We start from the raw sequence: 24,547 nt of genomic DNA on the forward strand, positions 1-24,547 counted from the left end.
GCCGGGATAACGTGACGCGATCGGTCAATCACGGAGAGAGTCGATGGCGAACAAGACGATCCTCACCGGCTGGGGCCGTACCTCCCCGAGCGTCGCCGAGTTGCTGCGGCCCGGCGCCGAGGCGGAGCTGACCCCGCTGGTGCTGGCCCCGGGCGGGCGCGGGATGATCGCGCGCGGTCTCGGCCGCAGCTACGGCGACCCGGCGCAGAACGCGGGCGGGCTGGTGCTCGACATGACCGGCCTGGCCGCGATCGGGCCGGTCCGCGACGGCTACGTCACGGTCGAGGCTGGGGTGAGCCTCCACCGGCTGATGCGCGAACTGGTGCCCGAGGGCTGGTTCCCGCCGGTCACCCCGGCGACCCGGCAGGTGACCGTGGGCGGGGCCGTCGCGGCCGACATCCACGGCCGCAACCACCACATCGACGGCTCCTTCGGCAGCCACGTCACCGCCCTCGACCTGCTCGGCGCCGACGGCGTGACCCGTACGCTCACGCCCGCCGACCCCGACTTCTGGGCGACCGTCGGCGGCATGGGCCTGACCGGGGTGATCACCAAGGCGACGATCCGGCTCACCCCGATCGAGACCTCCCGCATGATCGTGAACACCTGGAAGTGCCGCGACCTCGAATCGGTGATGACCCGGCTGACCCAGGCCGACCTCGCCCACCGCTACACCGCCGCCTGGGTCGACTGCCTGTCCCGGCAGGGCCGGGGCGTCGTCGAGGGCGCCGACCACGCACGGCAGGGCGCGGCCCGGTCGTTCCGGGCCCGCGGCTTCGAGGCCTCCCCCGGCTTCCTACCGGTCGGGCTGCTGAACCGCCACACCATGAGCCTGGTCAACCGGGGCCTCTACGCCACCACGAAACGCGAATCGGTGCAGGTCAGGCCATTGGCGTCGTTCTTCCACCCGCTCGACCGGGTGGGCCACTGGAACCGCCTCTACGGGCCGCGCGGGCTCGTGCAATACCAGTTCGTGGTGCCGATGGGCGCCGAGCAGACCCTCATGAAGATCGTCGAACGGATCAGGCGCAGCCACGCCGCGTCGTTCCAGACCGTGCTCAAGCGCTTCGGGCCGGGCAGCGGCGGCTGGCTCTCGTTCCCGACGCCGGGGTGGTCGCTGGCGCTCGACTTCCCGACCACCACCAAGGGGCTGGCCTGGTTGCTCGACCGGCTCGACGAGCTGGTGGCGGAGGCGGGCGGGCGGGTCTATCTGGCCAAGGACTCGCGGCTGCGGCCCGAACTGCTGCCGGTGATGTATCCGGGGCTGGCCGCCTTCCGGGAGCGCCGGCGCGAGCTCGATCCGCGCCTGGTCTTCCAGTCAGATCTCGCCAGGAGGTTGTCGTTGTGAAGAACGCGTTCGGCGAACCGCAGAGCCTGCTGATCGTCGGCGGGGCGTCCGAGATCGCGATGGCCACCGCCATGCGGCTGGTCCGCCGCCGGGTGCGCCGGGTGATCCTGGCCGGGCGGCCGTCGCCGGCCCGCGACGCCGCGGCGGTGCGGCTGGCCGAGGCGGGCGCGAGCGTGGAGACGGCCGACTTCGACGCCTTCCGGGTCGAGGAGCACGCCAAGGTGATCGGCGACGTGTTCGCCGGCGGCGACGTCGACGTGGCGCTGGTGGCCTGCGGCCTGCTCGGCGACGCCGACCTCGACCCGCTGAAGGCGGCCGACGTGGCGATGGTCAACTACGTCGGGGCGATGACCGCCGCGATCGTGTGCGCCGACGCGATGCGCCGGCAGACCCACGGCGCGCTCGTGGTCTTCTCCTCGGTCTCGGCGGGCCGCCCGACCGCGGCCGATTTCCTGTACGCCTCCGCCAAGTCGGGCCTCGACGCCTTCGCCCGCGGTCTGACAGAGGCGCTGCGCGGATCCGGCGTGCACGTGATGGTGGTCCGCCCCGGCTTCGTCCGCACCCGGCTGACCAGGGGCGTCACCCCGCCGGCCATCGCGACGAGCCCCGAGACGGTGGCCGGCGCGGTCCTCGACGGCCTGCGCGCGAAGTCGGGGGTCGTGTGGGTGCCGGGCATCCTCGGCCAGCTCACCCGGCTGCCCGGCTCGGTCGTCCGTCGTATCACCGGATGACGCGGCTCAGAGAACTCTCAATAACAGGCGTTACGCTTCGGGCTTGAGTGATCCCCGAGGAGTCTGTGATGCGCCGTCTGATCCCCGCCCTCGCCGCCTTAGCGTTGGTGGTGACCCTGCCCGCCGCACCCGCCGCGGCGACGCCCAAGAAGGCACCCAAGAAGCCGTTCTGCGCCACCCACAAGTGCCTGGCGCTGACCTTCGACGACGGCCCGGGGCCCTATACGACCAGGTTGCTGGCGACGCTCAAGAAGTACGACGCCAAGGCCACGTTCTTCGTGATCGGCCGTGAGGTGAACAGGCACCAGGCGCTGCTGAAGAACATCGCCAAGGCCGGCCACCAGATCGGCAACCACACGTGGTCGCACCCGTGGCTGACCGAGCTGACCCGCACCGAGGTCTACGACCAGGTCAACGAGACCCACAAGCTGATCAAGAAGGTCACCGGCAAGGCCCCGACGGTGATGCGCGCCCCCGGCGGCCTCACCGACGACACGGTCCGCGAGATCGCCGCCAAGTTCGGCATGGTGCTGATCCCCGGCACCACCTCGACCGGCGACTGGGTCGCGGAGAACCGCCAGGTCGGCCTGCTGACCTCCAAGGCCCTCGAAGTGGCCGGGCGCGGCGAGGTCATCCTGATGCACGAGACCGTCAAGCAGACGGTCGACTCGATGCCGAAGGTGCTGGCCACGCTGAAGAAGCAGGGCTACCACTTCGTCACGGCCTCGACCCTGCTCGAAGGGGTCAAGCTGACGCCCGGCCAGTCCTACCCGGCGCCGCCGCCCGCCCCCGAGGGCAGCGACGACGACGGCCAGTTGCTCGAAGACGAGGACGACCCGTTCGGCGGCCAGCCCGCCGGCGAGGTCTGACGCTTCTTCACGAGGCGCCTGCCCAGCCGCTGGGCGGGCGCCTCGACCCATCTGTAGGTGGCCCAGCTCACCAGCAGCAGCACGACGAGATAGCCGACGGCCAGCAGCGCGCGTTCCCACACCGGCTTGGACATCATGTGGCCGAACAGGATCGGCACCATCCGCAGGATCGGGTGGTGGACGAGGTAGACCGAGTAGCTGATCAGCCCGAGCCAGACGAACACCTTCGGCCAGGTGCGGTGGCGCAGCGCCCGCCCGGCCCAGAAGGTGGCCCCGGCCAGCACCAGCGTGGTGATCCACACGGGTGGCTGCACCCACCACCAGCCCGCCGCGATGGCCCAGGCCGGGCTGAGCGCGACCAGGACGGCGGCGGCGAACACCGGCCACAACGGCCCGGTGCCCTTCTCCCAGCGATAGATCGCGGTCCCGGTGAACATCATCGCGAGGATCGCCGCCCCGAACCACGGCACGTACGACGACCCGATCAGCAGCACCAGCGCCATCACGCCGAGGACCAGCGCGGCGGTCGTCTGGAACCGCCCACTGAACATTCCGGCCATGCCGACGACGAACACGACCCCCGACACGACGGCGGGCCACGGCCCCGGCAGCCAGGGTGCCCCGATCACGATCCCGGCGGCCACCGCGAGCACGCCGAACCCGATGGCGTACCACCCGCTGAACCGGTGCACGCCCTTCACGAACAGGGCCGTCACGACGAGGTAGAACACCATCTCGTAGGACAACGTCCACATCGGATCGGCCAGCCCGCCCACGTGGACCACGTCGAGCAACATCGAGACGTGCGCGAGCACCCCGGACGCGTCACGGGGCACCTGCTCCCGGACCGGGACCCAGAGCCCGACCAGCAGCGCGATGGCGCACACCACCAGGTAGAGCGGGTAGAGCCGGAACAGCCGGCTGGTCCAGAAGGCCCGCACGTCTCCCCGCCCCTCCAGCGAGGCGGGGATGATGTATCCGCTGACCAGGAAGAACACGACCACGCCGTACATGCCGATGTTCATGAACGTCGGCCGGAGCGGCGGATAGACCCACGGGAGCAGGTGTTCGGCCACCACGGCGAGCGCGCCAATGCCGCGCAACGCGTCAAGCCAGGCCAGGCGGTTAGACGTGGTCACCGGGGCCAATCTACCCCGACTGGCACTATTCCCACTCGATGGTGCCCGGCGGCTTGCTCGTGACGTCGAGGGTGACCCGGTTGATCTCGCGCACCTCGTTGGTGATCCGGGTGGAGATGCGGGCCAGCACGTCGTAGGGCACCCGCGACCAGTCGGCCGTCATGGCGTCTTCGGAGCTCACCGGCCGCAGCACGACCGGGTGGCCGTAGGTGCGGCCGTCGCCCTGCACGCCCACCGACCGCACGTCGGCCAGCAGCACCACCGGGCACTGCCAGATGTCGCGGTCGAGCCCGGCCCGGGTCAGCTCCTCACGGGCGATGGCGTCGGCCTCGCGCAGGATCTCGAGCCGGTCATGGGTGACCTCGCCGATGATCCGGATGCCGAGCCCCGGCCCCGGGAACGGCTGCCGCCAGACCATCGCGGCCGGCAGCCCGAGCTGTTCGCCCGCCCGCCGCACCTCGTCTTTGAACAGGGCGCGCAGCGGCTCGACCAGGTCGAACTGAAGATCGTCGGGCAGGCCGCCGACGTTGTGGTGGCTCTTGATGTTGGCGGTGCCGGTGCCGCCGCCCGACTCGACCACGTCGGGGTAGAGGGTGCCCTGCACCAGGAAGTCGACCGGCCCGTCGGCCAGGATCGCGCGCTGCTCGTCTTCGAAGACCCGGATGAACTCCCGGCCGATGATCTTGCGCTTCTCCTCGGGGTCGGTCACCCCGGACAGCGCCTTGAGGAACCGCTCGGCCGCGTCGACGACGCGCAGCTTGACCCCGGTGATCTCCACGAAGTCACGCTCGACCTGCTCGGCCTCGCCCTTGCGCAGCAGCCCGTGGTCGACGAAGACGCAGGTCAGCCGGTCGCCGATGGCCCGCTGCACGATCGCGGCGGCCACCGCGGAGTCGACCCCGCCCGACAGGGCGCAGATGGCCCGCCCGTCGCCGATCTTCGCCTTGACCGCCTCGACGGCGTCTTCGACGATGTTCAGCATCGTCCAGCTCGGCCGGCACCCGGCCGCGTCGAGGAACGCCTTCAGCACCTTCTGCCCGTGGTCGGTGTGCATGACCTCGGGGTGGAACTGCACGCCGTAGAAGCCCCGCGCGGGGTCTTCGAACCCGGCGACCGGGGTCTCGGTGGTCGACGCGGTGACCGTGAACCCCTCGGGGGCCTGGCTCACCGAGTCGCCGTGGGACATCCAGACCTGCTGGGAGACCGGCAGCGCGCCGAACAGGCGGCCCGGCTCGACGACGGTCAGGTCGGTGCGGCCGTATTCGGCGACCCCGGTCTTGGCGACCGTGCCGCCGAGGGCCTGGGCCATGACCTGGAAGCCGTAGCAGATGCCGAACGTCGGCACCCCGGTCTCGAACAACCCCACGGGGGCGGCGGGGGCGCCCTCGGCGTAGACCGAGGAGGGCCCGCCGGACAGGATGATCGCCTTGGGCTTCTTGGCCAGCATTTCGGCCACCGGCATCGTCGAGGGGACGATCTCGGAGTAGACCTGGCATTCACGTACCCGGCGCGCGATCAGCTGGGCGTATTGCGCCCCGAAGTCGACGACCAGGACCGTGTCGAACTCTGACACAGGAGGACTCCCTGAAGATGAACCGGCGGTAGCGCCAGTCTACTTAAGGCGGAGTCTCTTCATTCCCTTGAGCAGGGTGACCAGGGTGTCGGCATATGTCTCATATGGCATGCCGAGGATGGGGTCGAAGCCGAGCCAGGCCGCCTGGGAGGAGATCGTCTGGCTCTCGGTGAACTTGGTCAGCCCCTCGTTCCCGTGGCGGCGGCCCAGACCCGAGTTCTTCATCCCGCCCATCGGGGAGTCGAACGACCCGTAGGCCGAGGCGTAGCCCTCGTTGACGTTGACCGTGCCGGCCTTGATCCGGGAGGCCAGGGCGCGGCCCTTGGCGGGGTCGCCGGTCCAGACGGAGGCGTTGAGGCCGTAGGGGGTGTCGTTGGCCAGCTCCAGCGCCTCGGCCATGGTGTCGAAGCGGTAGAGGGCGACGACCGGGCCGAAGGTCTCGGCGCGGCACAGGGCCATGTCGTCGGTGACGTCCTCCAGGATGGTCGGCTCGTAGAAGAACGGGCCGAGGTCGGGGCGGGCCTTGCCGCCGGTGACCACCGTGGCGCCCTTCTCGACGGCCTCCTCGACGTGGGCGGTGACGGCGTCGAGCTGGCGCTGGGAGGTGAGGGAGCCCATCTGGACGGCCCAGTCGTGGCCGGGGCCGATGTTCATGTTGCCCACGGCGCGGGCGAACCGCTCGGTGAAGGCGTCGTAGACGGCGTCGTGGACGTAGAGGCGCTCGATCGAGACGCAGAGCTGACCGGCGTTGGTGAAGCAGGCCCTGATCGCGCCGGCGGCGGCGCGGTCGACGTCGGCGTCGTCCAGGACGATCATGGGATTCTTGCCGCCGAGCTCCAGGGAGCACCCGATGAGCCGCTTGGCGGCGGCCTCGGCCACCCCCCGGCCGGCCCGGGTCGAGCCGGTGAAGGCGACGTAGTCGGCGTCGTCGATCAGGGGTTCGCCGATGTCGGCCGGGTCGCCGACGACGACCTGCCAGATCTCCGGCGGCATGCCGAGCTCGGTGAGCAGGTCGATGGTCCACAGGGTGGACAGGGGCGTCTGGGTGTCGGGCTTGTGGACGACCGCGTTCCCGGCGATCAGGGCGGGCACGACGTCGCTCACGCCGAGCGACAGGGGGTAGTTCCACGGGCTGATGAAGGCCACGACGCCGCGCGGATGGCGTACCTCCACGGTCCGGGTGGCCAGCGGGAACGGGCCCCGGCGGGCGCGCGGCGCGAGCAGGCCGGGGGCCTTGCGCACGTAGTGGAGGCTGCTCGCGGCGACGTCGAGGACCTCTTCGTAGGCGTGCCGGCGGGCCTTCCCGGTCTCCCACTGGATGACGTCGAGCAGGTCGGCGCGGCGGTCGAGGATCGCGTCGTGCAGCCGCTCGAACGGCCTGATCCGGTCTTTGACCGGCAGCTCGGCCCAGGCCTCCTGGGCCTCCCGCGCCTGCCGGTAGGCCCGGCGCACGTCTTCGGCCGACGAGATCGGCACCTCGGCCAGCGGCGCTCCGGTGAAGGGCGCGACCACGGTCCGCGTCTTGCCCTCCGACGTGACGTGACGGAGGAGACGGTCGAGCAGCGCGGGGTCGGGCACCCGGAGTTCACCAGCCATGAAAGCGAGACTATTCCGGCGCGAAGCTCATGACTACCGGCCGGTACGGTCAATTCGCAACGCCCTGCCACCGAGGTGATGGGCCACAATTCAAGTCGTGACGACTCCCTTACGCCCGTCCGATCCCCCTGTGCTCGGCGGCTACCGGCTGGAGGCGGTCCTCGGGGAAGGCGGTCAGGGCATCGTCTACCTGGGGGCCGGTCCCAGCGGCGAACGTGTGGCGATCAAGTGGCTGCGGCCGGAGCTCGCGCAGGACCAGACGATGGTCCGGCGGTTCCTGCAGGAGGTCAGCACGGCCAAGCGGGTGGCGCCGTTCTGCACCGCCCAGGTGATCGACGTGGGGGCCGAAGACCAGCGGCCCTACATCGTGAGCGAGTACATCGAGGGCGAGTCGCTGGCCCAGGCGATCCCGCGGAGCGGGCCGCGTACGGGCAGTTCGCTGCACCGGCTCGCGATCGGCACCGCGACGGCGCTGGCGGCGATCCACCAGGCCGAGATCGTGCACCGCGACTTCAAGCCGCCGAACGTGATCCTCGGGTCCGACGGCCCCCGGGTGATCGACTTCGGCATCAGCAAGGCCCTGGGCAGCCACACGGCGCTGACCTCGACGATGATCGGCACTCCCGCCTACATGGCTCCGGAGCAGCTCGCCGGGGGGCCGATCGGACCGGCCGCCGACCTGTTCTCGTGGGCGGGCACGATCGCCTACGCTGCGACCGGGCGGGCGCCGTTCGGCAACGACACGATGCCGGCGGTGATCAACCGGGTGCTGCGCATGCCGCCCGACCTGGGCGACGTCCCCCAGCCGTTGCGGGGCATCCTGCTCGACTGCCTGAACAAGAACCCGGCGCTGCGCCCGACCGCGCGCGAGGTGATCGACCGGCTGCTGGTCAGCGATCCGGCGGCGGCGCGGGTGACGGTCCCGCAGGTCTTCCGGGAGAAGCGGAAGTTCCCCACGCTGGCCGTGGTCACGGCCGCGACCGCGGTGACGGTGATCGCGGCGATCGGCGGCGTGTGGGCCGCGACCACGAACAGCGCCCCGCCCCCGGCCCCGGTCACGACCTCGGCCGCGCCGGGCCCGGCGTCCCCCAGCCCCCGGCCGCCGGTCACCATCGACATGGACGACACCACGGCGGTGGCGCTGGAACGACCCGGCGACCCGGCCTACCTGTCGATCTTCTGGGTCGACCGGGAGAAGTGGGACGCCTACGTCCGCGATCCCGGCAAGGCGACCTTCACCCGCCACTCCTACGTCGACGCCGCCCCCAGCCCCACCGCCGACCGGCTGGCCGGGATCCCGTGGGAGTACGACGCCGACGACCTCGACTCGCTGAAGATCACCAATGTGGCGAGCGGCACGACCGTGACGGTGCGGACGGTCGCCAAGCCGCGCACCACCAACTACGTCCACTGGTCACCCGAGGGCGACCGGGTCCTGCTCACCATGCGCGAGAAGGTCGACGACAAGACGACGACCAAGGGCTTCGTCCTGGTCGACGTGCCGGCCGGGACCGCCCGGATCGTCGAGGTGCCCGGCCTGACCGAGGACGCCGCGTTCGCCTGGACCGGCGACGGCGACACGATCGCCGCGATCGTCGCCGACAAGGAGAGCCGCGTCCCCCACGTCTACGACCTGCAGGGGAAGGAGGTGAAGACGCTGCCGGAGATCGGCGGCACCCTCACCGACCCGCGCGACCTGTTCACCGCCGGAGGCGGGGCGTTCGTGGCCACCTGCGCGGACAAGACGGTGACCCTGTGCGTCTGGGACACCGCTACCGGGGCGGTGCTGGAGGAGTTCGAGTCGGGCTGCGACACCGTGCTGGGCTGGTGGGACACCACCCACATCTTCTGCACGGCCACCGGAGACGACGACGAGGACGCCGTGGTGGTCACCGACCTGAAGGGCGCCGAGACCCAGACGCTGATCAGGGCGACCGACGCGGCGATGGACAAGCTCTACTTCCGCAACGGCTACCTGCGGCGCGATTAGCGCCCGAACCGAGGGGGCCTCCGATCCGTCTTGTGGGCATGACCACCTCGTTTCGCGTGGCGGGCGCCATCGCGATTGCCCTGCTGGCGACGGCCTGCACGCCGGGCGCCGCCCCGGCACCCGATCCGGTGACGCCGATCGACCTGACGTCGAACATCAAGCTGGTCGCGTTCGACGACTGCGACAGCATGCTCGAAGGGCTGCGCGAGGCCGCGGTCAAGCACGCCCAGAGCTTCCAGGTGATGCCCATGGCGATGGCGGAGGCGGCCGACAGTGCCCGGTCCACCGCGGGCGCGGGCGCCCAGACCCATTCGACGACCAACGTCCACGAGGCCGGGGTCGACGAGCCCGACCTGGTCAAGACCGACGGCGAGCGGGTCGTCACGGTCAACCGCGGCGTGCTGCGGGTGATGGACGCGGCGTCCGGCAAGGTGACCGGCACGCTGCGGCTGGTCGCCGAGGAGCAGTCGTGGGCCGAGGCGAACCTGCTGGTGGCCGGTGACCGCGCGCTGGTGCTGTTCAACAACGGCGGGTACGTCCCGGCCGCCACCGCCCGCGTGGCCGCCGGGCCCGCGATGCTCGCCTCGCCGCGCTACGTCATGGTCGACCTGGCCGGCCCGCCGAAGGTCCTCGGCAGCATGTCCCCCGCCAACGCCATCCACGTCGACGCGCGCATGGTCGGGACCACCGTCCGGATCGTGGTGCGCAGCGAGCCGCAGGTGCCGATGCCCCAGTACGACGGCGCCAAGACCCAGGAGGAGATGCTGGAGGCGGTCAAGGAGACCTACCGGAAGGCCCCCCTCGACGCCTGGTTGCCCAAGTTCGAGATCGAGTCGAACGGCCGGCTCACCCAGGGCGCGGTGAAGTGCGAGAACGTCAGCCACCCGGCCGACTTCACGGGACGGTCGCTGGTGACCGTCCACACCCTCGACCTGAACGGCTCCTTCGGCACGACCGAACCGATCAGCGTCGCGGCCGACGGCGACACCGTCTACGGCACCCAGAACAGCCTCTACGTGACGAGCAACCCGCTCTGGTGGGGCGGCTTCTTCCCGATGCCGATCGCCGTGGACGTCGACCCGGCGCCGATCGCCGAGGCGACCCCCGCGGCCCCGGTGCCCCCGTCGCCCGACCCGGACATGCCCACCCAGATCCCCGACCCGGGCAAGGTCGCGCCCGAGGCGCAGCCGACGCCGAGCGGCGCCGAGAAGGTCGTCCCCACCGCCGAGGTCGTCAGCCCCTCGCCCTCCGGGCGCGACGACACCGTGCCGGAGGTCGTGCCCGTGTCCGAGCGCACCGAGGTGCACCGGTTCGACGTCACCGGCACCGGCACGCCGCGCTACGTCGCCTCCGGCTCGGTCCCCGGGCGGCTGCTGAACCAGTACTCGATGTCGGAGTACGAGAACCACCTGCGCATCGCCACCACCACGACGCCGCGGGCCCAGAACGAGAAGTCGGAGAGCGCCGTCTACGTCCTTAAGGCCGACACTCTCGCCGAGACCGGCCGGGTGACGGGCCTGGGCAAGGGTGAGCGCATCTACTCGGTGCGGTTCATCGGCCCGGTCGGCTACATGGTCACCTTCCGCCAGGTCGACCCGCTCTACACCCTCGACCTGCGCGACCCGCAGGCCCCGAAGGTCACCGGCGAGCTGAAGATCACCGGCTTCTCGGCCTACCTGCACCCGGCGGGCGAGGGCAGGCTGATCGGCGTCGGCCAGGAGGCCGACACCAGGGGCCGGACGCAGGGCACCCAGGTGTCGCTGTTCGACGTCCGCGACCCGGGCGCCCCGGCGGTGTTGTCGCGCTACCACCAGGAGGAGTCGGCCACCCAGGCCGAATGGGACCCGCACGCCTTCCTCTACTGGCCGCAGGACGGCCTGGCGCTGATCCCGCTGGCCACCTGGGGAGCCGACTACTACGACGGCTCGCAGGCGCTCGTGCTGAAGATCGGCGACACGATCGAGAAGGCCGGTGTGATCACCCATCCGAAGCCGGGCGACCCGAACCTGCCGCTCGACCCGTCGATCAGGCGCAGCGTGATCATCGGCGACACGGTCTGGACCTTCTCCGACCTCGGCGTCAAGATCAGCGACAAGGCGACCCTGGCCGACCGGGCCTGGGTGAAGTTCTTCTAGACGGGTTTGCGATCGGGCGCGGCCACCGGGACGATCTCGGGAGCGCCGATGGTGATCGCGTCGGCCTCCTGGTCGGTGTCGGTCTCCTGGGCGGCGCGCTCGGCCTCGATCCGCTTGGTGTAGTACTCCACCTCACGTTTGACCTGGTCGTCGTCCCAGCCCAGCGGCCCCGCGAGGAGCTGGGCGACCTCTTCGGCGACGGCCAGGCCGCGGTGGAAGGTCTCGATGGAGATGTGGGTGCGCCGGCTGAGCACGTCGTTGAGGTGCCGGGCGCCCTCGTGGGTGGCGGCGTAGACGATCTCGGCCCGCAGGTGGTCGTCGGCGCCGGTCAGCGGCCGGGCCAGGTCGGGGTCGTCTTCGATGAGGGCCAGGACCTCGTCCATCATCGAGCCGTAGCGCTGGAGCAGGTGCTCGATGCGGGCGACGTGCAGGCCCGACTGCTGGGCCAGCCGGTAGCGGGAGTTCCAGCGGGCCTGGTAGCCCTCGGCCCCCGCGAGCGGGACGGTGTCGGTGCACGAGGGCGGCACCCGGGTGGCCAGGCCGTGGACCACCGCGTCGACGGCGTCGGCGGCCATCTTGCGGTAGGTGGTGAACTTGCCGCCCGCGACCAGCACCAGCCCCGGCACCGGGTGGGCGACGACGTGTTCGCGCGACAACTTCGACGTCTGCTCCGACTCGCCGCGCAGCAGGGGCCGCAGACCGGCGTACACGCCCTCGACGTCGTCTCGGGTCAGCGGGACCGCCAGCACCTCGTTGACGTGGTCGAGGACGTAGTCGATGTCGGTCCGGGAGGCGGCCGGGTGGGCCAGGTCGAGGGTCCAGGCCGTGTCGGTGGTGCCGATGATCCAGTGGCGTCCCCACGGGATCACGAAGAGCACCGACTTCTCGGTGCGCAGGATGATGCCGGTCAGCGAGTGGATGCGGTCGCGGGGCACCAGGAGGTGCACGCCCTTGGAGGCCTTGACGTGGATCTGGCCGCGCCCGCCGACGAGTTCCTGGATGTCGTCGGTCCACACCCCGGTGGCGTTGACGACCTGCCGGGCCCGGATGTCGATCTCCTCGCCGGTCTCCAGGTCGCGGACCCGTACGCCGGTGACCCGCTCCCCTTCCCGCAGGAAGCCGACCACCTGGGTGCGGGAGGCGACGTGGGCGCCGTAGGTCGCGGCGGTGCGCAGCAGGGTCATGACGTAGCGGGCGTCGTCGACCTGGGCGTCCCAGTACTGGACGGCCCCCTTGAACGCGGTCTTCCGCAACGCCGGGGCCAGCCGCAGCGCGCGGGTGCGCGACAGGTGCCGGTGCCCGGGCACGCCCCGGGTGAACCCGAACGAGAAGCCCAGCGAGTCGTAGAGCATCAGGCCCGCGCCCACATAGGGCCGCTCCCAGCCCGCGTGGGTGAGCGGGAACAGGAACGGCACCGGCCGCACCAGGTGGGGGGCGATGCGCTGGAGCAGCAGCGCGCGCTCCTGGAGCGCCTCTCTGACCAGCTCGAAGTTGAGCTGTTCGAGATAGCGCAACCCGCCGTGGATCAGCTTCGACGAGCGCGACGAGGTGCCCGAGGCGTAGTCGCGCGCCTCCACGAGGCCCACGGAGAGCCCTCGCGTGGCGGCGTCGAGCGCGACGCCCGCGCCCACCACGCCGCCCCCGACCACCACGACGTCGAGCTCCTGCGCCGCCATCTGCGACAGGGCCGCGTAGCGTTCCGCCGGCCCCAGCCGCCCTGTCCCCATAAGCGCGGTCATGGGTTCAACTCTCCCTTTGTACGGCTATGCGCCTACCCCTGGCGTCCTACCCATCCTGTCAGGATCGGCAGCACGACCGCCGACCGCATGGCGCCCATGTGGTCGAGGCCGTCGAGCACCCGTACCTCCCAGCCCTTCGCCTCCATGTCGGCCCGGCTCCGCAGGAAGGGCCCGGCCACGTCGACGGTGACCCCGCCCCATTTGTCGCTGTAGACGATGGTGTCCTCGGATCCGGCGAAGCAGAGCCTCGGAATGTCCAGCGTCACGGCCCGGTCGTCGAATTCCTGGAGTTCCTGATAGAGGGCCATGAACTGCCCGGTCTGGGCCGGGCTCGCGCTCGGCGTGGCGTTGTCCCAGTCGCCGGGGGTGACGTTCTCGGCGGGCGGGGCGGGGTTCCTCGCGTACTCCCAGGCCGCCTCGGTGACGGCCAGCATCTCCCGGTAGGGCCCGTCGATCGGCGGATATCCGCCCATGACCAGCGTGTCGACCCGGTCGGACCGGATGGCGAGCTGGAGCCCCACCATGGCGAGCCACGAGTAGCCGTAATAGGCGAAGGTGTCGGCGCCCGCCGCGTCGGCGACGGCGAGGAGGTCGGCGGCCACGTTGGCCGGGGTCAGGTCCTTCTTCGGCACGGCCAGGCAGTGCCCCTCGTAGTCGAAGGCGACGACCCTGAACCGGTCTTCGAGCCCCTTGATCAGATTGAACCCGAGACCGGGCTCTCCTCCCCAGGCCCGCAGGGCCTCCGCCGCCGGCCCGTCGTCGGCCGGTCTCGGATCGACGGGCAGCAGCAGGGCGGGCCCCTCGCCGTGGACGTGGACGTCGATCCGGGCGCCGTCGTGGAGGGTGGCGAACATCGACTATCTCCTTATCTTGTAAGCTATTTATGGCCGGAACAATAGCTTATGCCGTAAGGAGTTGGAACGGCGTGGTCGTCTACGCGGGACAGGGTGACCCCGAGCGCACACTCGCGCTCCTGTGGCGGACGCCGGGCGACGGCCCGCCTAGGCGCGGCCCCAAACCGGCCCTGACCGTCGACGCGATCCTGGCGGCGGGCATCGCGGTGGCCGACGAATCAGGCCTCGACGGCCTGTCGATGCGCGCGGTCGGCGAGCGCCTGGGCAAGACGGCGATGGCCCTCTACACCTACGTCCCGACCAAGCGGGAACTGATCGACCTCATGTACGACCACGCCCACGCGGGCCTGGTCCCCGGCCTGCCCGGCGACTGGCGGCAGGCGGTCGAGGCCTGGGCCGTGGCCCTCCACGAGCGCTACCTGCGGCATCCGTGGCTGCTCCAGGTCTCCCACGCCCGCCCGGTCCTGGGCCCCCACGAGCAGACGGTGCTGGAGAGACTGCTGGAGGTCCTCCCGGACGTGGCGGTCAGGGCGACCGTGAGCGCCCTGTTCAGCCTGGTCAGAGGCTCGGCGAGAACGATCGCGGAAAACCGGGGGGCGGCCGCCGGCACGGGCACGTCCGACCAGGAGTGGTGGACGGCCAGATCCCGCCTGATGAACGACCTGGTCCCCGACTTCGCGGACCGTTTCCCCAGGTCGGCCGGCCTGCCCCCGGTCGCATGGGACAAGGCCGCCCGCGAGGCGTTCGCGGGCGGCCTCAACCTGCTACTGGACGGCCTGGAGAACCAGGCCGGCAGACGGAACGGCTAGCGCCGGACCTTGGGCCGCCCCCCGGATCAGACCAGGCGGCGGATGTCTCCGAAGGCACGGTAGAACCCCCCGTTGCCCGACGGCCGGATGCCCTCGACCACATACCGCGCGCCCGGCTCGCGGATCTCGCGCGGGAACTGCACGTTCCACGCCTCGTACCCGGGGCTGAGCACCCGGATCCGCAACCGGCCGCCCTCGCTGAAGCACTCGACGAGGACGCCGTCGCCCGTGTCGGTCGTCGTCTCCACGGTCACCGACGGCTCGACGACGGGCAGGGCGGCGGCGATCTTGACATCGCGGGCCTGCGGGACGGTGCCCCCGCGGGCCGCCGCGATGGCCTGCTCGGTCGCGTCGACGCAGGCCAGCGAGCCGTCGGTGGTCACGATGTAGAGGCGCTCGTCGAGGTACTGCATGGAGAACGCCGAGCCGCAGCCGGTCGCCAGCTTCCACAACCGGGTCCCGTCGGCGGAGAAGCAGTAGACCGACGAGGAGGAGTCGCCGGCGAAGACGTACTGGCCGCCGGGCGACGTCGCGCACGAGTAGATCGCCGCGTCGCACCGGTAGACCGCCTCGACCGCGCCGTCGGCCTTGGCCAGCTTGTGGACGGTGCGGCCGGCCGTGCCGGCGTACACCGACTTCTCCTCCTGCCAGCCGAACAGCACGCCGGAGGCGGCGGTCTGGTACCACGCCTGGTTGCCCTGGAGGTCGTAGCGGGCCACGCCGCCGGAGTGCCCGTGGTAGACGGCGTCGCCGTCGCAGCGCACCATCCACCCGGAGCGGCCGCCGCCGGTGCGGGCCCAGAGGAACTCGTCTTCGTAGTCGATCGTGGTGATCCGCCCGGAGTCGTCGGAGACCCCCAGCACGCCGTCGGCGATGTCGAGCCAGAAGATGTCGACGTCGGAGGCGATCTCGTACGCCGCCCGCGGCACCTTCCCGCTCAGGTCGTAGACCTTGCCGTCGTCGCAGCCCGCGTAGATCCAGAAGTCGTCGGCGACGATGCACTTGACCCCGTCGGGCAGCTTGTAGCGCCCGGTCATCTCCCCTTCGGGGGTCAGCGTGTAGACCTGCCCGGCCTGGTTGCCGACCCAGCAGCGCTCCCGGTCGACGAAGATGCCGAACGCCGCCGAGCCGCTGGCGAAGCGCCAGAGCACCGGCGCCTGCTGGGCGGTGGAGCGGGTGCTGACGATGGCCCGCCGGGTGACCGCGCGGCGCTGCCGCACGCCCCGGACCGCCGGGGCGTAGCCCTTCTTGGTCTTCTCCGCGATCTTCTTGGCCGCCGCCGCCCGCGCCTTCTCCTCAGTAGGGAAGTCGGCGACCTTGACCTGCCCGTTCTCCCCGATCCGGCCGTACGTGACGGTCACCCGCGTCCCCGAGACCACGGCCTCGTAGAACTTGTGCGCCCCGCCGCCTTCCTCGGACAGCTCCAGGTACGTCATATCCCCATTTCCTCCCTTTGATGAGTGATCGCGAGCGTAGGGGAAGTGGCGGACATTTTTTCTTGGTACGCATGTAGAGAACCCGCGCCCGGCTCCGACCCACTGCTGAAACGACGACTGAGGAGCGGACATGCGAAAGATCGTTTACTACGTCAACACGTCGCTCGACGGCTACATCGACGGCCCCGGCGCCTTCGACTGGGCCGAGATGGGCCCCGAACTGTCGGCCTTCTCCGAGGAGCAGACCGACGCCACCGACATCCTGCTCTACGGCAGAGTCGTCTACGGCTGGATGGCCTCCTACTGGCCCACCGCCGACCAGGTCAGCGACCACCCGCACGACATCGCCTACGCCCCCAAGTGGCGGTCGAAGGCCAAGGTCGTCGTCTCCGACACCCTGACCGAGGTCCCGGACGACACCCGGATCGTCCGGGGCGCCGACCTGGCCGCCGACCTGACCGCCCTGAAGGGCGAGGGCGACGGGAACATCATGCTGACCGGCGGCAACGCGCTGGCCTCCACGCTGGCCGGCCTGGGCCTGCTCGACGAGATCGTCGTCGCCGTCCACCCGGTGATCCTCACCGGCGGCACCCCGCTGCTCAGCGGGGTCAAGGACCGCCTGCGGCTGCGCCTGATCGAGTCCCGGACCTGCGGCTCGGTGACCGTGCACCGCTACGCCCCCGCCGGTTCCTGAGGGGCCTGCCTGGATAAAGTGCCGGTTGTGACGCACACCGAATCGGAAATCGCCTCACAACCGGCTCTCTGGGCCAGGGCCGCCGACCTGGCCGCGAACGCCCCGCTCCCGCGGCCGGGGGAACGGGTCGCCGTGGTCGGCTGCGGCACGTCCTGGTTCGTCGCCCAGGCGTACGCGGCCCTGCGGGAGTCCGCCGGCCTGGGCGAGACCGACGCCTTCGCCGCCTCGGAGTTCCCGCTGGGGCGCGGCTACGACCGTGTCCTCGCGCTGACCCGGTCGGGCACCACGACCGAGGTCCTGGCCCTGCTGAACGCGGTGGAGACGCCGACCGTGGCGATCACCGCCGACCCGGCCACGCCCGTCATGACGGCGGCGGGCGAGGTGATCGTGCTCGACTTCGCCGACGAACGATCGGTCGTCCAGACCCGCTTCGCGACCACCCAGCTGGCCCTGCTCCGCGCCCACCTGGGCGAAGACCTGACCGGGCCGATCGCCGACGCCGAACTCGCCCTCTCCGACGACCTCGGCGACCTGGCCGGCGCCGAGCAGTACACCTTCCTCGGCCGGGGCTGGACCACCGGCCTGGCGGCCGAGGCGGCGCTGAAGATGCGCGAGGCCGCCCGCGCCTGGACCGAGAGCTACCCGGCGATGGAATACCGCCACGGCCCGATCTCGATCGCGGGCCCGGGGCGGGTGACGTGGCTGCTCGGCGACGCCCCCGAGGGCCTGGCGGCGGAGGTGCTCGACTGTGGTGGCACGTTCGTCGATTCGGCCCGCGACCCGATGGCGGAACTGGTGAAGATCCAGCGTGTGGCCGTCGCCCGCGCCCTGGCCCACGGCCTGAACCCCGACGAACCGCGCCACCTCACGAGATCGGTGATCCTGCCTTGAGCACGACCCTCGTCAACGCCCGGATCGTCACCGGACACGCGGTCGCCGACGGCTGGCTCTCCATCGAGGAGGGCCGCATCACCCACATCGGCCACGGCACCGCCCCGCGCGACGGCGAATCGCTGAATCACCACTTCGTGGTCCCGGGGTTCGTCGACATGCACGTCCACGGCGGCGGCGGCGCGGGCTACCCGACCGGCCTGGCCCCCGAGGCGAGACGCGCCTTCGCCTTCCACCTGTCCCACGGCACGACCACGGCCGTGGCCAGCCTGGTCACCGCCCCGCTCGACCACCTCCGCCGGGTCGCCGGCGAACTGGCCGAACTCTGCCGCGAGGGCCTGCTGGCGGGCATCCACTTCGAGGGCCCGTACATCTCCGCCGCGAAGTGCGGAGCCCACCGCCCCGCCCTCCTGCGGGAGCCGTCGGTCGCCGAGTTCCTCGACCTCATCAAGTCGGCCCACGGCCACGCCCGCATGTTCACCATCGCCCCCGAACTCCCGAACGCCCTCGACGCCGTCGCCGCCTGCGTCGCCAACGGCGTGATCGCCGCGATCGGCCACACCGACGCGACCTACGACGAGGCCCGCGCGGCCATCGACGCGGGCGCCACGGTGGCCACCCACCTGTTCAACGCCATGCGCCCCCTGGGCCACCGCGACCCCGGCCCGATCACGGCGGCCCTGGCCGACGAACGGGTGACCGTCGAACTGATCAACGACGGCTTCCACCTCCACGAGGCGGTCATCGACCTGGCCCTGCGCTCGGCCAGGGGCGGCGTCGCCTTCGTCACCGACGCGATGGACGCGGCCGGCATGCCCGACGGCGACTACGACCTCGGCCCGATGCGCGTGGAGGTCAGAGGCGGCGAAGCCCGCCTGGAGGGCGGCGGCTCGATCGCGGGCAGCACGCTGACCATGGACAAGGCCTTCCGGCGCGGCGTGAAGCTCAACGGCTTGACCCTCCCGCAGGCCACCGAGGTCACCTCCCTCAACCCCGCCAGAGCCCTGGGCCTCGACGACGAGGTCGGCTCGATCGCGGTCGGCAAACGCGCCGACCTGGTGGTCCTGGACGACGATCTGGAGGTCCACCGGGTCATGCGCCACGGCGAGTGGGTCTGAGACGACGAACCGATGCCTACTCGCCAGCCCCTGCTCCGCGCGCGCCCACGCGCCGAGGCCCGAATCCGGCCTACGCGACCACCATCGGGTGCAAGTGCCGAAATTTCGGCATACGCGACCAGCCGAACGGGAGCCGGACGCAAGGGCCGGTAACCGGCCATCCGGCGCAAGCGCCGGAAATCTCGCCATATGCGCCGGCCGCACCGAAAAACGCGGCAGGGCGCCGGGAAAGATCTCGGCGCCCTGCGTCAGAACGTCGTCACGGCTGCGGCGGGGCGACCACGACCTCGACGCGCTGGAACTCCTTGATGTCGCTGTAGCCCGACGTCGCCATCGTGCGCTTCAGGGCGCCCATCAGGTTCATCGAGCCGTCGGCCACCGACGACGGGCCGTGGAGGATCTCCGCCAGGGTCCCGATGGTGCCGAACTCCACGCGACGTCCGCGGGGAAGGTCGGGGTGGTGGGCCTCGGAGCCCCAGTGGAAGCCGCGGCCGGGGGCCTCGGCGGCGCGGGCCAGGGGCGAGCCGACCATGACCGCGTCGGCGCCGCAGGCGATGGCCTTGGCGATGTCGCCCGAGCCGCCCATGCCGCCGTCGGCGATGACGTGGACGTAGCGGCCGCCCGATTCGTCCATGTAGTCACGTCGTGCCGCCGCCACGTCGGAGATCGCGGTCGCCATCGGCACCACGACGCCCAGCACGTTGCGGGTCGTGTGGGACGCGCCGCCGCCGAAGCCGACCAGGACGCCGGCCGCGCCGGTCCGCATCAGGTGCAGGGCCGCCGTGTAGGTCGCGCAGCCGCCGACGATCACGGGGACGTCGAGCTCGTAGATGAACTGCTTCAGGTTCAGCGGCTCGGCCCTGCCCGAGACGTGCTCGGCCGAGACGGTCGTGCCGCGGATCACGAAGATGTCGACGCCGGCGTCGATGACGGCCTTGTGGTGCTGGACGGTGCGCTGCGGCGACAGCCGGACCGCCGTGGTCACCCCGGCCGCGCGGATCTCCTCGATGCGGCGGCCGATCAGGTCGTCTTGGATCGGCGCCGTGTAGATCTCCTGCAGCCGGCGGGTCGCGGCGGCCGTGCCGAGTTCGGCCACCTCGTCGAGCAGCGGCTGCGGGTCGTCGTAGCGCGTCCAGAGACCTTCGAGGTCGAGGACGCCCAGGCCGCCCAGCCGGCCGATCTCGATCGCCGTGCGGGGTGAGACCACGCTGTCCATCGGGCTGACCACGAGCGGCAGGTCGAAGCGGTAGGCGTCGATCTGCCAGGAGATCGACACCTCCTCGGGGTCGCGGGTGCGCCGCGAGGGAACGATGCCGATCTCGTCGAGGGCGTAGGCGCGCCGCCCGGTCTTGCCGCGCCCGATCTCCACCTGAGTCATGTGTGTTTCCTGTTGGTCGATAGAGGTCAGCGACGGTGGTAGTTCGGAGCCTCCACCGTCATCTGGATGTCGTGGGGGTGGCTCTCCTTCAGCCCGGCGGCGGTGATCGGCATCAGTTCGCCGTTCTCACGCAGCTCCTCGATGGTGCGGGAGCCGGTGTACCACATACCCTGCCTGACCCCTCCGACCAACTGGTGGGCCACGGCGGCGACCGGACCGCGGTAGGGGACCTGGCCCTCGATGCCCTCGGGGATGTACTTGTCGTCGCCGGAGACGGCGTCCTGGGCGTAACGGTCCTTGGAGAAGGACACGCCCCCGCGCTCGCGGTTGCGGACGGCGCCCAGCGAGCCCATGCCCCGGTAGGACTTGAACTGCTTGCCGTTGATGAAGATCAGCTCGCCCGGCGACTCCTCGCAGCCCGCGAGCAGGGAGCCGAGCATGACCGCGTCGGCGCCGGCCGCGATGGCCTTGGCGATGTCGCCGCTGTACTGGAGGCCGCCGTCGCCGATCAGCGGCACCCCGGCGGGGCCGGCCGCGAGCGACGCCTGGTGGATGGCGGTGACCTGCGGGGCGCCGACGCCGGCGACCACGCGGGTGGTGCAGATGGAGCCGGGCCCGACGCCGACCTTGACGGCGTCGACGCCCGCGTCGATGAGCGCCTGGGCGCCCGCGCGGGTGGCGATGTTGCCGCCGATGACCTGGACGGCGGTGTTGGCCTTGATCTTGGCGATCATGTCGCAGACGCCCTTGGAGTGACCGTGGGCGGTGTCGACGACGATGACGTCGACGCCGGCCTCGACGAGGGCGCGGGCGCGCTCCTCGGCGTCACCGGCGACCCCGATGGCGGCGCCGACCATGAGGCGGCCGTCGGCGTCCTTGGTGGCCAGCGGATACTGCTCGCTCTTGGTGAAGTCTTTGACCGTGATCAGGCCCTGGAGGCGGCCGCGATCGTCGACGAGCGGCAGCTTCTCGACCTTGTGGGTGCGCAGCAGCCGGAAGGCCTCCTCGCGGGAGACCCCGACCGGCGCGGTGACCAGCGGCATCTTGGTCATCACGTCGCTGACGCGCTGGGAGTGGTCGGTCTCGTAGCGCATGTCGCGGTTGGTGACGATGCCGACCAGCACGCCCTCGGCGTCGGTGACCGGGGCGCCGGAGATCCGGTAGGTCGCGCAGAGCGCCTCGACGTCGGCCAGGGTGTCGTCGGGCGAGCAGGTGACCGGGTTGGTGACCATGCCGGCCTCCGACCGCTTGACCAGGTCGACCTGGCGGGCCTGGTCGTCGATCGACAGGTTCCGGTGGAGGATGCCGACGCCGCCCTGGCGGGCCATCGCCACCGCCATGCGCGCCTCGGTGACCGTGTCCATCGCGGCGCTGATCAGAGGAATCCGCAGCGTGATCGTGCGGGTCAGCCGGGTGCTGGTGTCGGCGTCACCCGGCTGCATGTCCGAATATGCGGGCACCAGCAGTACGTCGTCGTACGTGAGCCCTTGTTCGGTGAATCTGGCCATGGTGTCCGCGAACCCCCTCGTGCGGCAAAGAAGACCTCGTCAGGCCTTCGAGCCAGTCTAGAGCGAGCCGAACAAGGGAACCGCCACCCCCATGGGAAAGGGGGGCCGTCGCTGGACGGACCCCCCTGACGCGTCGGGTGATGGGACCCCCACGGTGACCGCCGAGCCCCCCTCCGCGCCCGGTCGGTCACGGTGTCCCACCCGTGCCGACGCACGGTCAAGAGTGCGTCACCCTCGGTCTCGGCACAATGTCCGAACCTGCAACTACACGAAGCTGCACCTGTCGCGGTTTTCTCGGCCCGAAACGCAATAGCGCGTTATTCTCGCGAAGTCGCTCGGTGGCCCGGCCGCGGCGGCTCCGGGCGAGGGAGCAGACATCCGGGCGCGACCACGACCTGAAACTGGACCGACGATGACCACCTCTGCCGACCCTTTGGAACGCCTGGGCCTCACCAGGGCCCAGACGGCGGTGTACGAAACCGTCCTGCGGCTGCACCGCGCCACCCTCCCCGAGATCGCCCAGGCCGCCGACGAGCCCGCCGACGAGGTGGCCGCCCGGCTGGCCGGCCTGGTCCGGCTGGGCGCGGTCGACGAGCAGGCGGGCGAATACCTGGCCCGCCACCCCGCCGCCGCCATCGGCCGCCTGATCGCCGCCCGCCTCGACCGCCTGGCCGAGGAGAGCCGCCAGATCGACGAGGTGCTCGCCTCGGTGGGCGGGCTGACCCTGACCTACGACGCCGGGCGCGATTATCAGGACCGCCGGTTCCCGGTGGAACTGGTGAACGGCGCCGACGAACTCTACGAGAGCGTGATCGGGCTGGCGCTCCAATCGCCGCCTTCTGATCTGGTGACCGCGATCCCCGATGAACGCAGTTTGACGGATTTCATCCGAAAATATGCCGACACGTGGATCGAGGCGCTCAAAAGCGATCTCCTTTCCGCCCGTGCGGTGATCCCCTCGTCCGCCCTCTCGATGCCCGGAATGCGCGACTCGCTCGACCGGCTCGCCGCCGCGGGGGCGGGCATCCGGGCCCTCGACCGTGTACCGAGCTGGTTCTTCGCGATCGGCCACGACGCCGCCGGCCTCCCGGCCGACTGGGGGGTGTCGTTGCCCGGCAGCGCATACAACTGTTACCTGGTCAGGGCCCCGATCGTGGTGGGCGCGCTGCGGGCGCTGTTCGACGAGATGTGGCAGCGGGCGGTGCCCGTCCGGCACTCTCCGGGGGCCGTTCAGGTCCTCAGGCTGGCGTCCCAGGGGATCTCCGACGACACCATCGCCCGGCGCCTGGGGCTCTCGGTCCGGACCGTCCGGGCCCGCTTCGCCGACGCCATGGCGGAGCTGGGGGCCCAGACCCGCTTCCAGGCCGGGGTGGAGGCCGCCCGCCGGGGCTGGTTGTCCTGACCCGGCCTTTGAGCACACCGGGGGCGATGGGAGTCATATGGTGGTTACGTGCTGGAAGACGTCCCCCGCGACCCGTTCGCGGACGACCCCAACGACCCCGCCGTGGAGCTGGGCGAGCTCGACGACCCCGAGCCGCTCACGATGGCCGAGCGCGACGAGGCCCTGACCGACCTCGCCGACGTGGAGGTGTTCCGCTCCCTGCTCGAACCGCAGGGGGTGCTCGGTCTCGTGCTCGACTGCCCGGAATGCGGCGAACAGCACTACTTCGACTGGGACCTGCTCCGGGGCAACCTGCGCCAGATGATCGACAACGGCCGGCCCCAAGTCCACGAGCCCGCCTTCCAACCCGACCCCGCCGACTACGTGAGCTGGGAGTACGCCCGGGGCTACGTCGACGGCGTCATCGACACCGAAGAGAGCCGCTGAGCTTCCTGAATGCTGTCAACATCGGCGATCAGGGTCTTCAGAACCAGGATCGCCGGATCGGCTGACCGCACCACCTCGCGCCGGGCCAACGCGTCGAGCACGGCGTCAACGTCGATTGTCACGCAATCGACTCTAGCTCCGCCATCTGACGGAGCCGGGCAAGAGCACGATGCTGGGCCACTCTGACCGCGCCGGGTGACATGCCGAGGACGTTGCCCGTCTCCTCCGCCGACAACCCCGAGACCACCCGCAAAATCAGCAGCTCCCGCTGGTTCTCCGGCAGCCGCGACAGCAGCGCGCGGGCGTGTTCGGCCTCGATGTAGCGCACCACGGTCTCCTCGGGCCCGGGACCCTCGTCGGGCCCGTCGGGGAGATCCTGGGTCGGCACGGCCGACCGCACCGAACTGCGCAGCGCGTCGGCCACCTTGTGGGAGGCGATGCCGAAGACGAACGACGCGAACGGGCGGCCCATGTCCCGATAACGCGGCAGCGCCGAGAGCACCGCGATGCAGACCTCCTGGGCCACGTCGTCGGCGTTGTGGTAATGCCCCGAAACCCGGCCGAGCCTGGCTCGGCAATAGCGCACGACCATCGGCCGGAGCTGCGTCAGCAGCCTCTCGATGGCGGTGCGGTCCCCTGTCACGGCCAGACTGGTCAGCTCCCTGAGGTCGGACTCCTCCGGCCTCACGTCGACTCTGGACCCAATCGCAAGCCTTACCCCAGTTGCGGCGTCGGCGACGCATCCCTCGGTCACGTTAGGCATGATGCCCGCCACACAGAGAACTGTCGTCATGGTGAACGGATACGGATTGGTCACATTGGGGCGGCGATAACCATAAGTAATCGCACGAACACCCGACGGTTTTGGACATTTCACTAATACGTTGAAATTGCTGTATTTCTGTCAGATG

The 24,547-nt window shown here is 70.8% G+C and carries 21 protein-coding genes; 11 read left to right on the forward strand and 10 right to left on the reverse strand.

Annotated elements, in window-relative coordinates:
* The first annotated feature begins 43 nt into the window (after positions 1 to 43).
* The 3 genes from dprE1 to AW273_RS03195 all read left to right on the forward strand — a co-directional run bounded on the left by dprE1 (position 44) and on the right by AW273_RS03195 (position 2,948).
* The gene (dprE1, locus tag AW273_RS03185) at positions 44 to 1,348 is read left to right on the forward strand and encodes an FAD-binding protein (protein WP_062344960.1); all 1,305 of its coding nucleotides are present in this window, start codon (positions 44 to 46) and stop codon (positions 1,346 to 1,348) included.
* Positions 1,345 to 2,079: a decaprenylphospho-beta-D-erythro-pentofuranosid-2-ulose 2-reductase gene (gene dprE2 / locus AW273_RS03190; protein WP_062344961.1), complete on the forward strand. Its 735-nt coding sequence runs from the start codon at positions 1,345 to 1,347 to the stop codon at positions 2,077 to 2,079. Before dprE1 ends, dprE2 begins: the two co-directional genes overlap by 4 nt.
* A 68-nt stretch (positions 2,080 to 2,147) precedes the next feature.
* Positions 2,148 to 2,948, forward strand: coding sequence for a polysaccharide deacetylase family protein (locus AW273_RS03195; RefSeq protein ID WP_062344962.1), 801 nt, complete (start codon positions 2,148 to 2,150; stop codon positions 2,946 to 2,948).
* Here AW273_RS03195 and AW273_RS03200 read toward each other — a convergent pair.
* From AW273_RS03200 to AW273_RS03210, 3 genes are read right to left on the reverse strand one after another with little or no spacing between them, the layout of a single operon-like run.
* Positions 2,846 to 4,087: an acyltransferase family protein gene (locus AW273_RS03200; protein ID WP_198167978.1), complete on the reverse strand. Its 1,242-nt coding sequence runs from the start codon at positions 4,085 to 4,087 to the stop codon at positions 2,846 to 2,848. The two genes, AW273_RS03195 and AW273_RS03200, sit on opposite strands and share 103 nt — an antisense overlap.
* Positions 4,088 to 4,112: 25 nt before the next feature.
* Complete coding sequence (gene guaA, locus AW273_RS03205) at positions 4,113 to 5,660, reverse strand: glutamine-hydrolyzing GMP synthase (RefSeq protein ID WP_062344963.1); 1,548 nt, start codon at positions 5,658 to 5,660, stop codon at positions 4,113 to 4,115.
* 39 nt (positions 5,661 to 5,699) lie between these two features.
* Complete coding sequence (locus AW273_RS03210; protein ID WP_062344964.1) at positions 5,700 to 7,256, reverse strand: succinic semialdehyde dehydrogenase; 1,557 nt, start codon at positions 7,254 to 7,256, stop codon at positions 5,700 to 5,702.
* Positions 7,257 to 7,353: 97 nt separating this feature from the next.
* Here AW273_RS03210 and AW273_RS03215 point away from each other — a divergent pair, with 97 nt between their 5' ends.
* Entirely contained in the window at positions 7,354 to 9,246 is a 1,893-nt protein-coding gene (locus AW273_RS03215; RefSeq protein ID WP_157555534.1) for a protein kinase domain-containing protein, read from the forward strand.
* 38 nt (positions 9,247 to 9,284) lie between these two features.
* Positions 9,285 to 11,381: a beta-propeller domain-containing protein gene (locus AW273_RS03220; RefSeq protein WP_062344967.1), complete on the forward strand. Its 2,097-nt coding sequence runs from the start codon at positions 9,285 to 9,287 to the stop codon at positions 11,379 to 11,381.
* Here the strand turns inward: AW273_RS03220 and AW273_RS03225 are convergent.
* Together AW273_RS03225 and AW273_RS03230 are read right to left on the reverse strand one after the other, a co-directional pair.
* Positions 11,378 to 13,120, reverse strand: a complete 1,743-nt coding sequence (locus AW273_RS03225; protein WP_083949465.1) for a glycerol-3-phosphate dehydrogenase/oxidase — start codon at positions 13,118 to 13,120, stop codon at positions 11,378 to 11,380. The genes AW273_RS03220 and AW273_RS03225 overlap by 4 nt on opposite strands.
* 32 nt (positions 13,121 to 13,152) lie before the next feature.
* The gene (locus tag AW273_RS03230; protein ID WP_062344971.1) at positions 13,153 to 13,974 is read right to left on the reverse strand and encodes an alpha/beta fold hydrolase; all 822 of its coding nucleotides are present in this window, start codon (positions 13,972 to 13,974) and stop codon (positions 13,153 to 13,155) included.
* Positions 13,975 to 14,045: 71 nt separating this feature from the next.
* On the opposite strand from AW273_RS03230, the gene AW273_RS03235 reads away from it, so the two are divergent.
* Positions 14,046 to 14,783, forward strand: coding sequence for a TetR/AcrR family transcriptional regulator (locus AW273_RS03235; protein WP_062344973.1), 738 nt, complete (start codon positions 14,046 to 14,048; stop codon positions 14,781 to 14,783).
* 26 nt (positions 14,784 to 14,809) lie between these two features.
* Here AW273_RS03235 and AW273_RS03240 read toward each other — a convergent pair whose 3' ends face one another.
* On the reverse strand, positions 14,810 to 16,219 hold the full coding sequence (locus tag AW273_RS03240) for a WGR domain-containing protein (RefSeq protein WP_062344975.1): 1,410 nt from the start codon (positions 16,217 to 16,219) through the stop codon (positions 14,810 to 14,812).
* A gap of 130 nt (positions 16,220 to 16,349) precedes the next feature.
* Between AW273_RS03240 and AW273_RS03245 the strand changes: the two genes are divergently transcribed.
* From AW273_RS03245 to nagA, 3 genes are read left to right on the forward strand one after another with little or no spacing between them, the layout of a single operon-like run.
* Complete coding sequence (locus tag AW273_RS03245) at positions 16,350 to 16,913, forward strand: dihydrofolate reductase family protein (RefSeq protein WP_062344977.1); 564 nt, start codon at positions 16,350 to 16,352, stop codon at positions 16,911 to 16,913.
* A gap of 27 nt (positions 16,914 to 16,940) precedes the next feature.
* Complete coding sequence (locus AW273_RS03250; protein ID WP_062344979.1) at positions 16,941 to 17,804, forward strand: SIS domain-containing protein; 864 nt, start codon at positions 16,941 to 16,943, stop codon at positions 17,802 to 17,804.
* Positions 17,801 to 18,922: an N-acetylglucosamine-6-phosphate deacetylase gene (nagA, locus tag AW273_RS03255; protein ID WP_083949466.1), complete on the forward strand. Its 1,122-nt coding sequence runs from the start codon at positions 17,801 to 17,803 to the stop codon at positions 18,920 to 18,922. The genes AW273_RS03250 and nagA overlap by 4 nt, the downstream gene beginning before the upstream one ends.
* 259 nt (positions 18,923 to 19,181) lie before the next feature.
* On the opposite strand, the gene AW273_RS03260 is transcribed toward nagA, so the two are convergent.
* Together AW273_RS03260 and guaB are read right to left on the reverse strand one after the other, a co-directional pair.
* On the reverse strand, positions 19,182 to 20,300 hold the full coding sequence (locus tag AW273_RS03260; RefSeq protein ID WP_232327045.1) for a GuaB3 family IMP dehydrogenase-related protein: 1,119 nt from the start codon (positions 20,298 to 20,300) through the stop codon (positions 19,182 to 19,184).
* 26 nt (positions 20,301 to 20,326) lie between these two features.
* On the reverse strand, positions 20,327 to 21,808 hold the full coding sequence (guaB, locus tag AW273_RS03265; RefSeq protein ID WP_062344981.1) for an IMP dehydrogenase: 1,482 nt from the start codon (positions 21,806 to 21,808) through the stop codon (positions 20,327 to 20,329).
* Between the two features lie 412 nt (positions 21,809 to 22,220).
* On the opposite strand from guaB, the gene AW273_RS03270 reads away from it, so the two are divergent.
* Together AW273_RS03270 and AW273_RS03275 are read left to right on the forward strand one after the other, a co-directional pair.
* The gene (locus AW273_RS03270) at positions 22,221 to 23,210 is read left to right on the forward strand and encodes a helix-turn-helix transcriptional regulator (RefSeq protein WP_062344984.1); all 990 of its coding nucleotides are present in this window, start codon (positions 22,221 to 22,223) and stop codon (positions 23,208 to 23,210) included.
* A gap of 48 nt (positions 23,211 to 23,258) precedes the next feature.
* A complete protein-coding gene (locus tag AW273_RS03275; RefSeq protein WP_062337713.1) occupies positions 23,259 to 23,636 on the forward strand; it encodes a DUF5319 domain-containing protein in 378 nt (125 codons plus the stop codon).
* On the opposite strand, the gene AW273_RS36920 is transcribed toward AW273_RS03275, so the two are convergent.
* Positions 23,597 to 23,758 (reverse strand): hypothetical protein, encoded by a 162-nt coding sequence (locus AW273_RS36920; protein WP_157555535.1) that lies wholly within the window; start codon positions 23,756 to 23,758, stop codon positions 23,597 to 23,599. The genes AW273_RS03275 and AW273_RS36920 overlap by 40 nt on opposite strands.
* A complete protein-coding gene (locus AW273_RS03280) occupies positions 23,755 to 24,399 on the reverse strand; it encodes a sigma-70 family RNA polymerase sigma factor (protein ID WP_081898345.1) in 645 nt (214 codons plus the stop codon). Before AW273_RS03280 ends, AW273_RS36920 begins: the two co-directional genes overlap by 4 nt.
* Between the last annotated feature and the right edge of the window lie 148 nt (positions 24,400 to 24,547).

Source organism: Herbidospora yilanensis (assembly GCF_001570565.1).
Taxonomy (GTDB): Bacteria; Actinomycetota; Actinomycetes; order Streptosporangiales; family Streptosporangiaceae; genus Herbidospora; species Herbidospora yilanensis.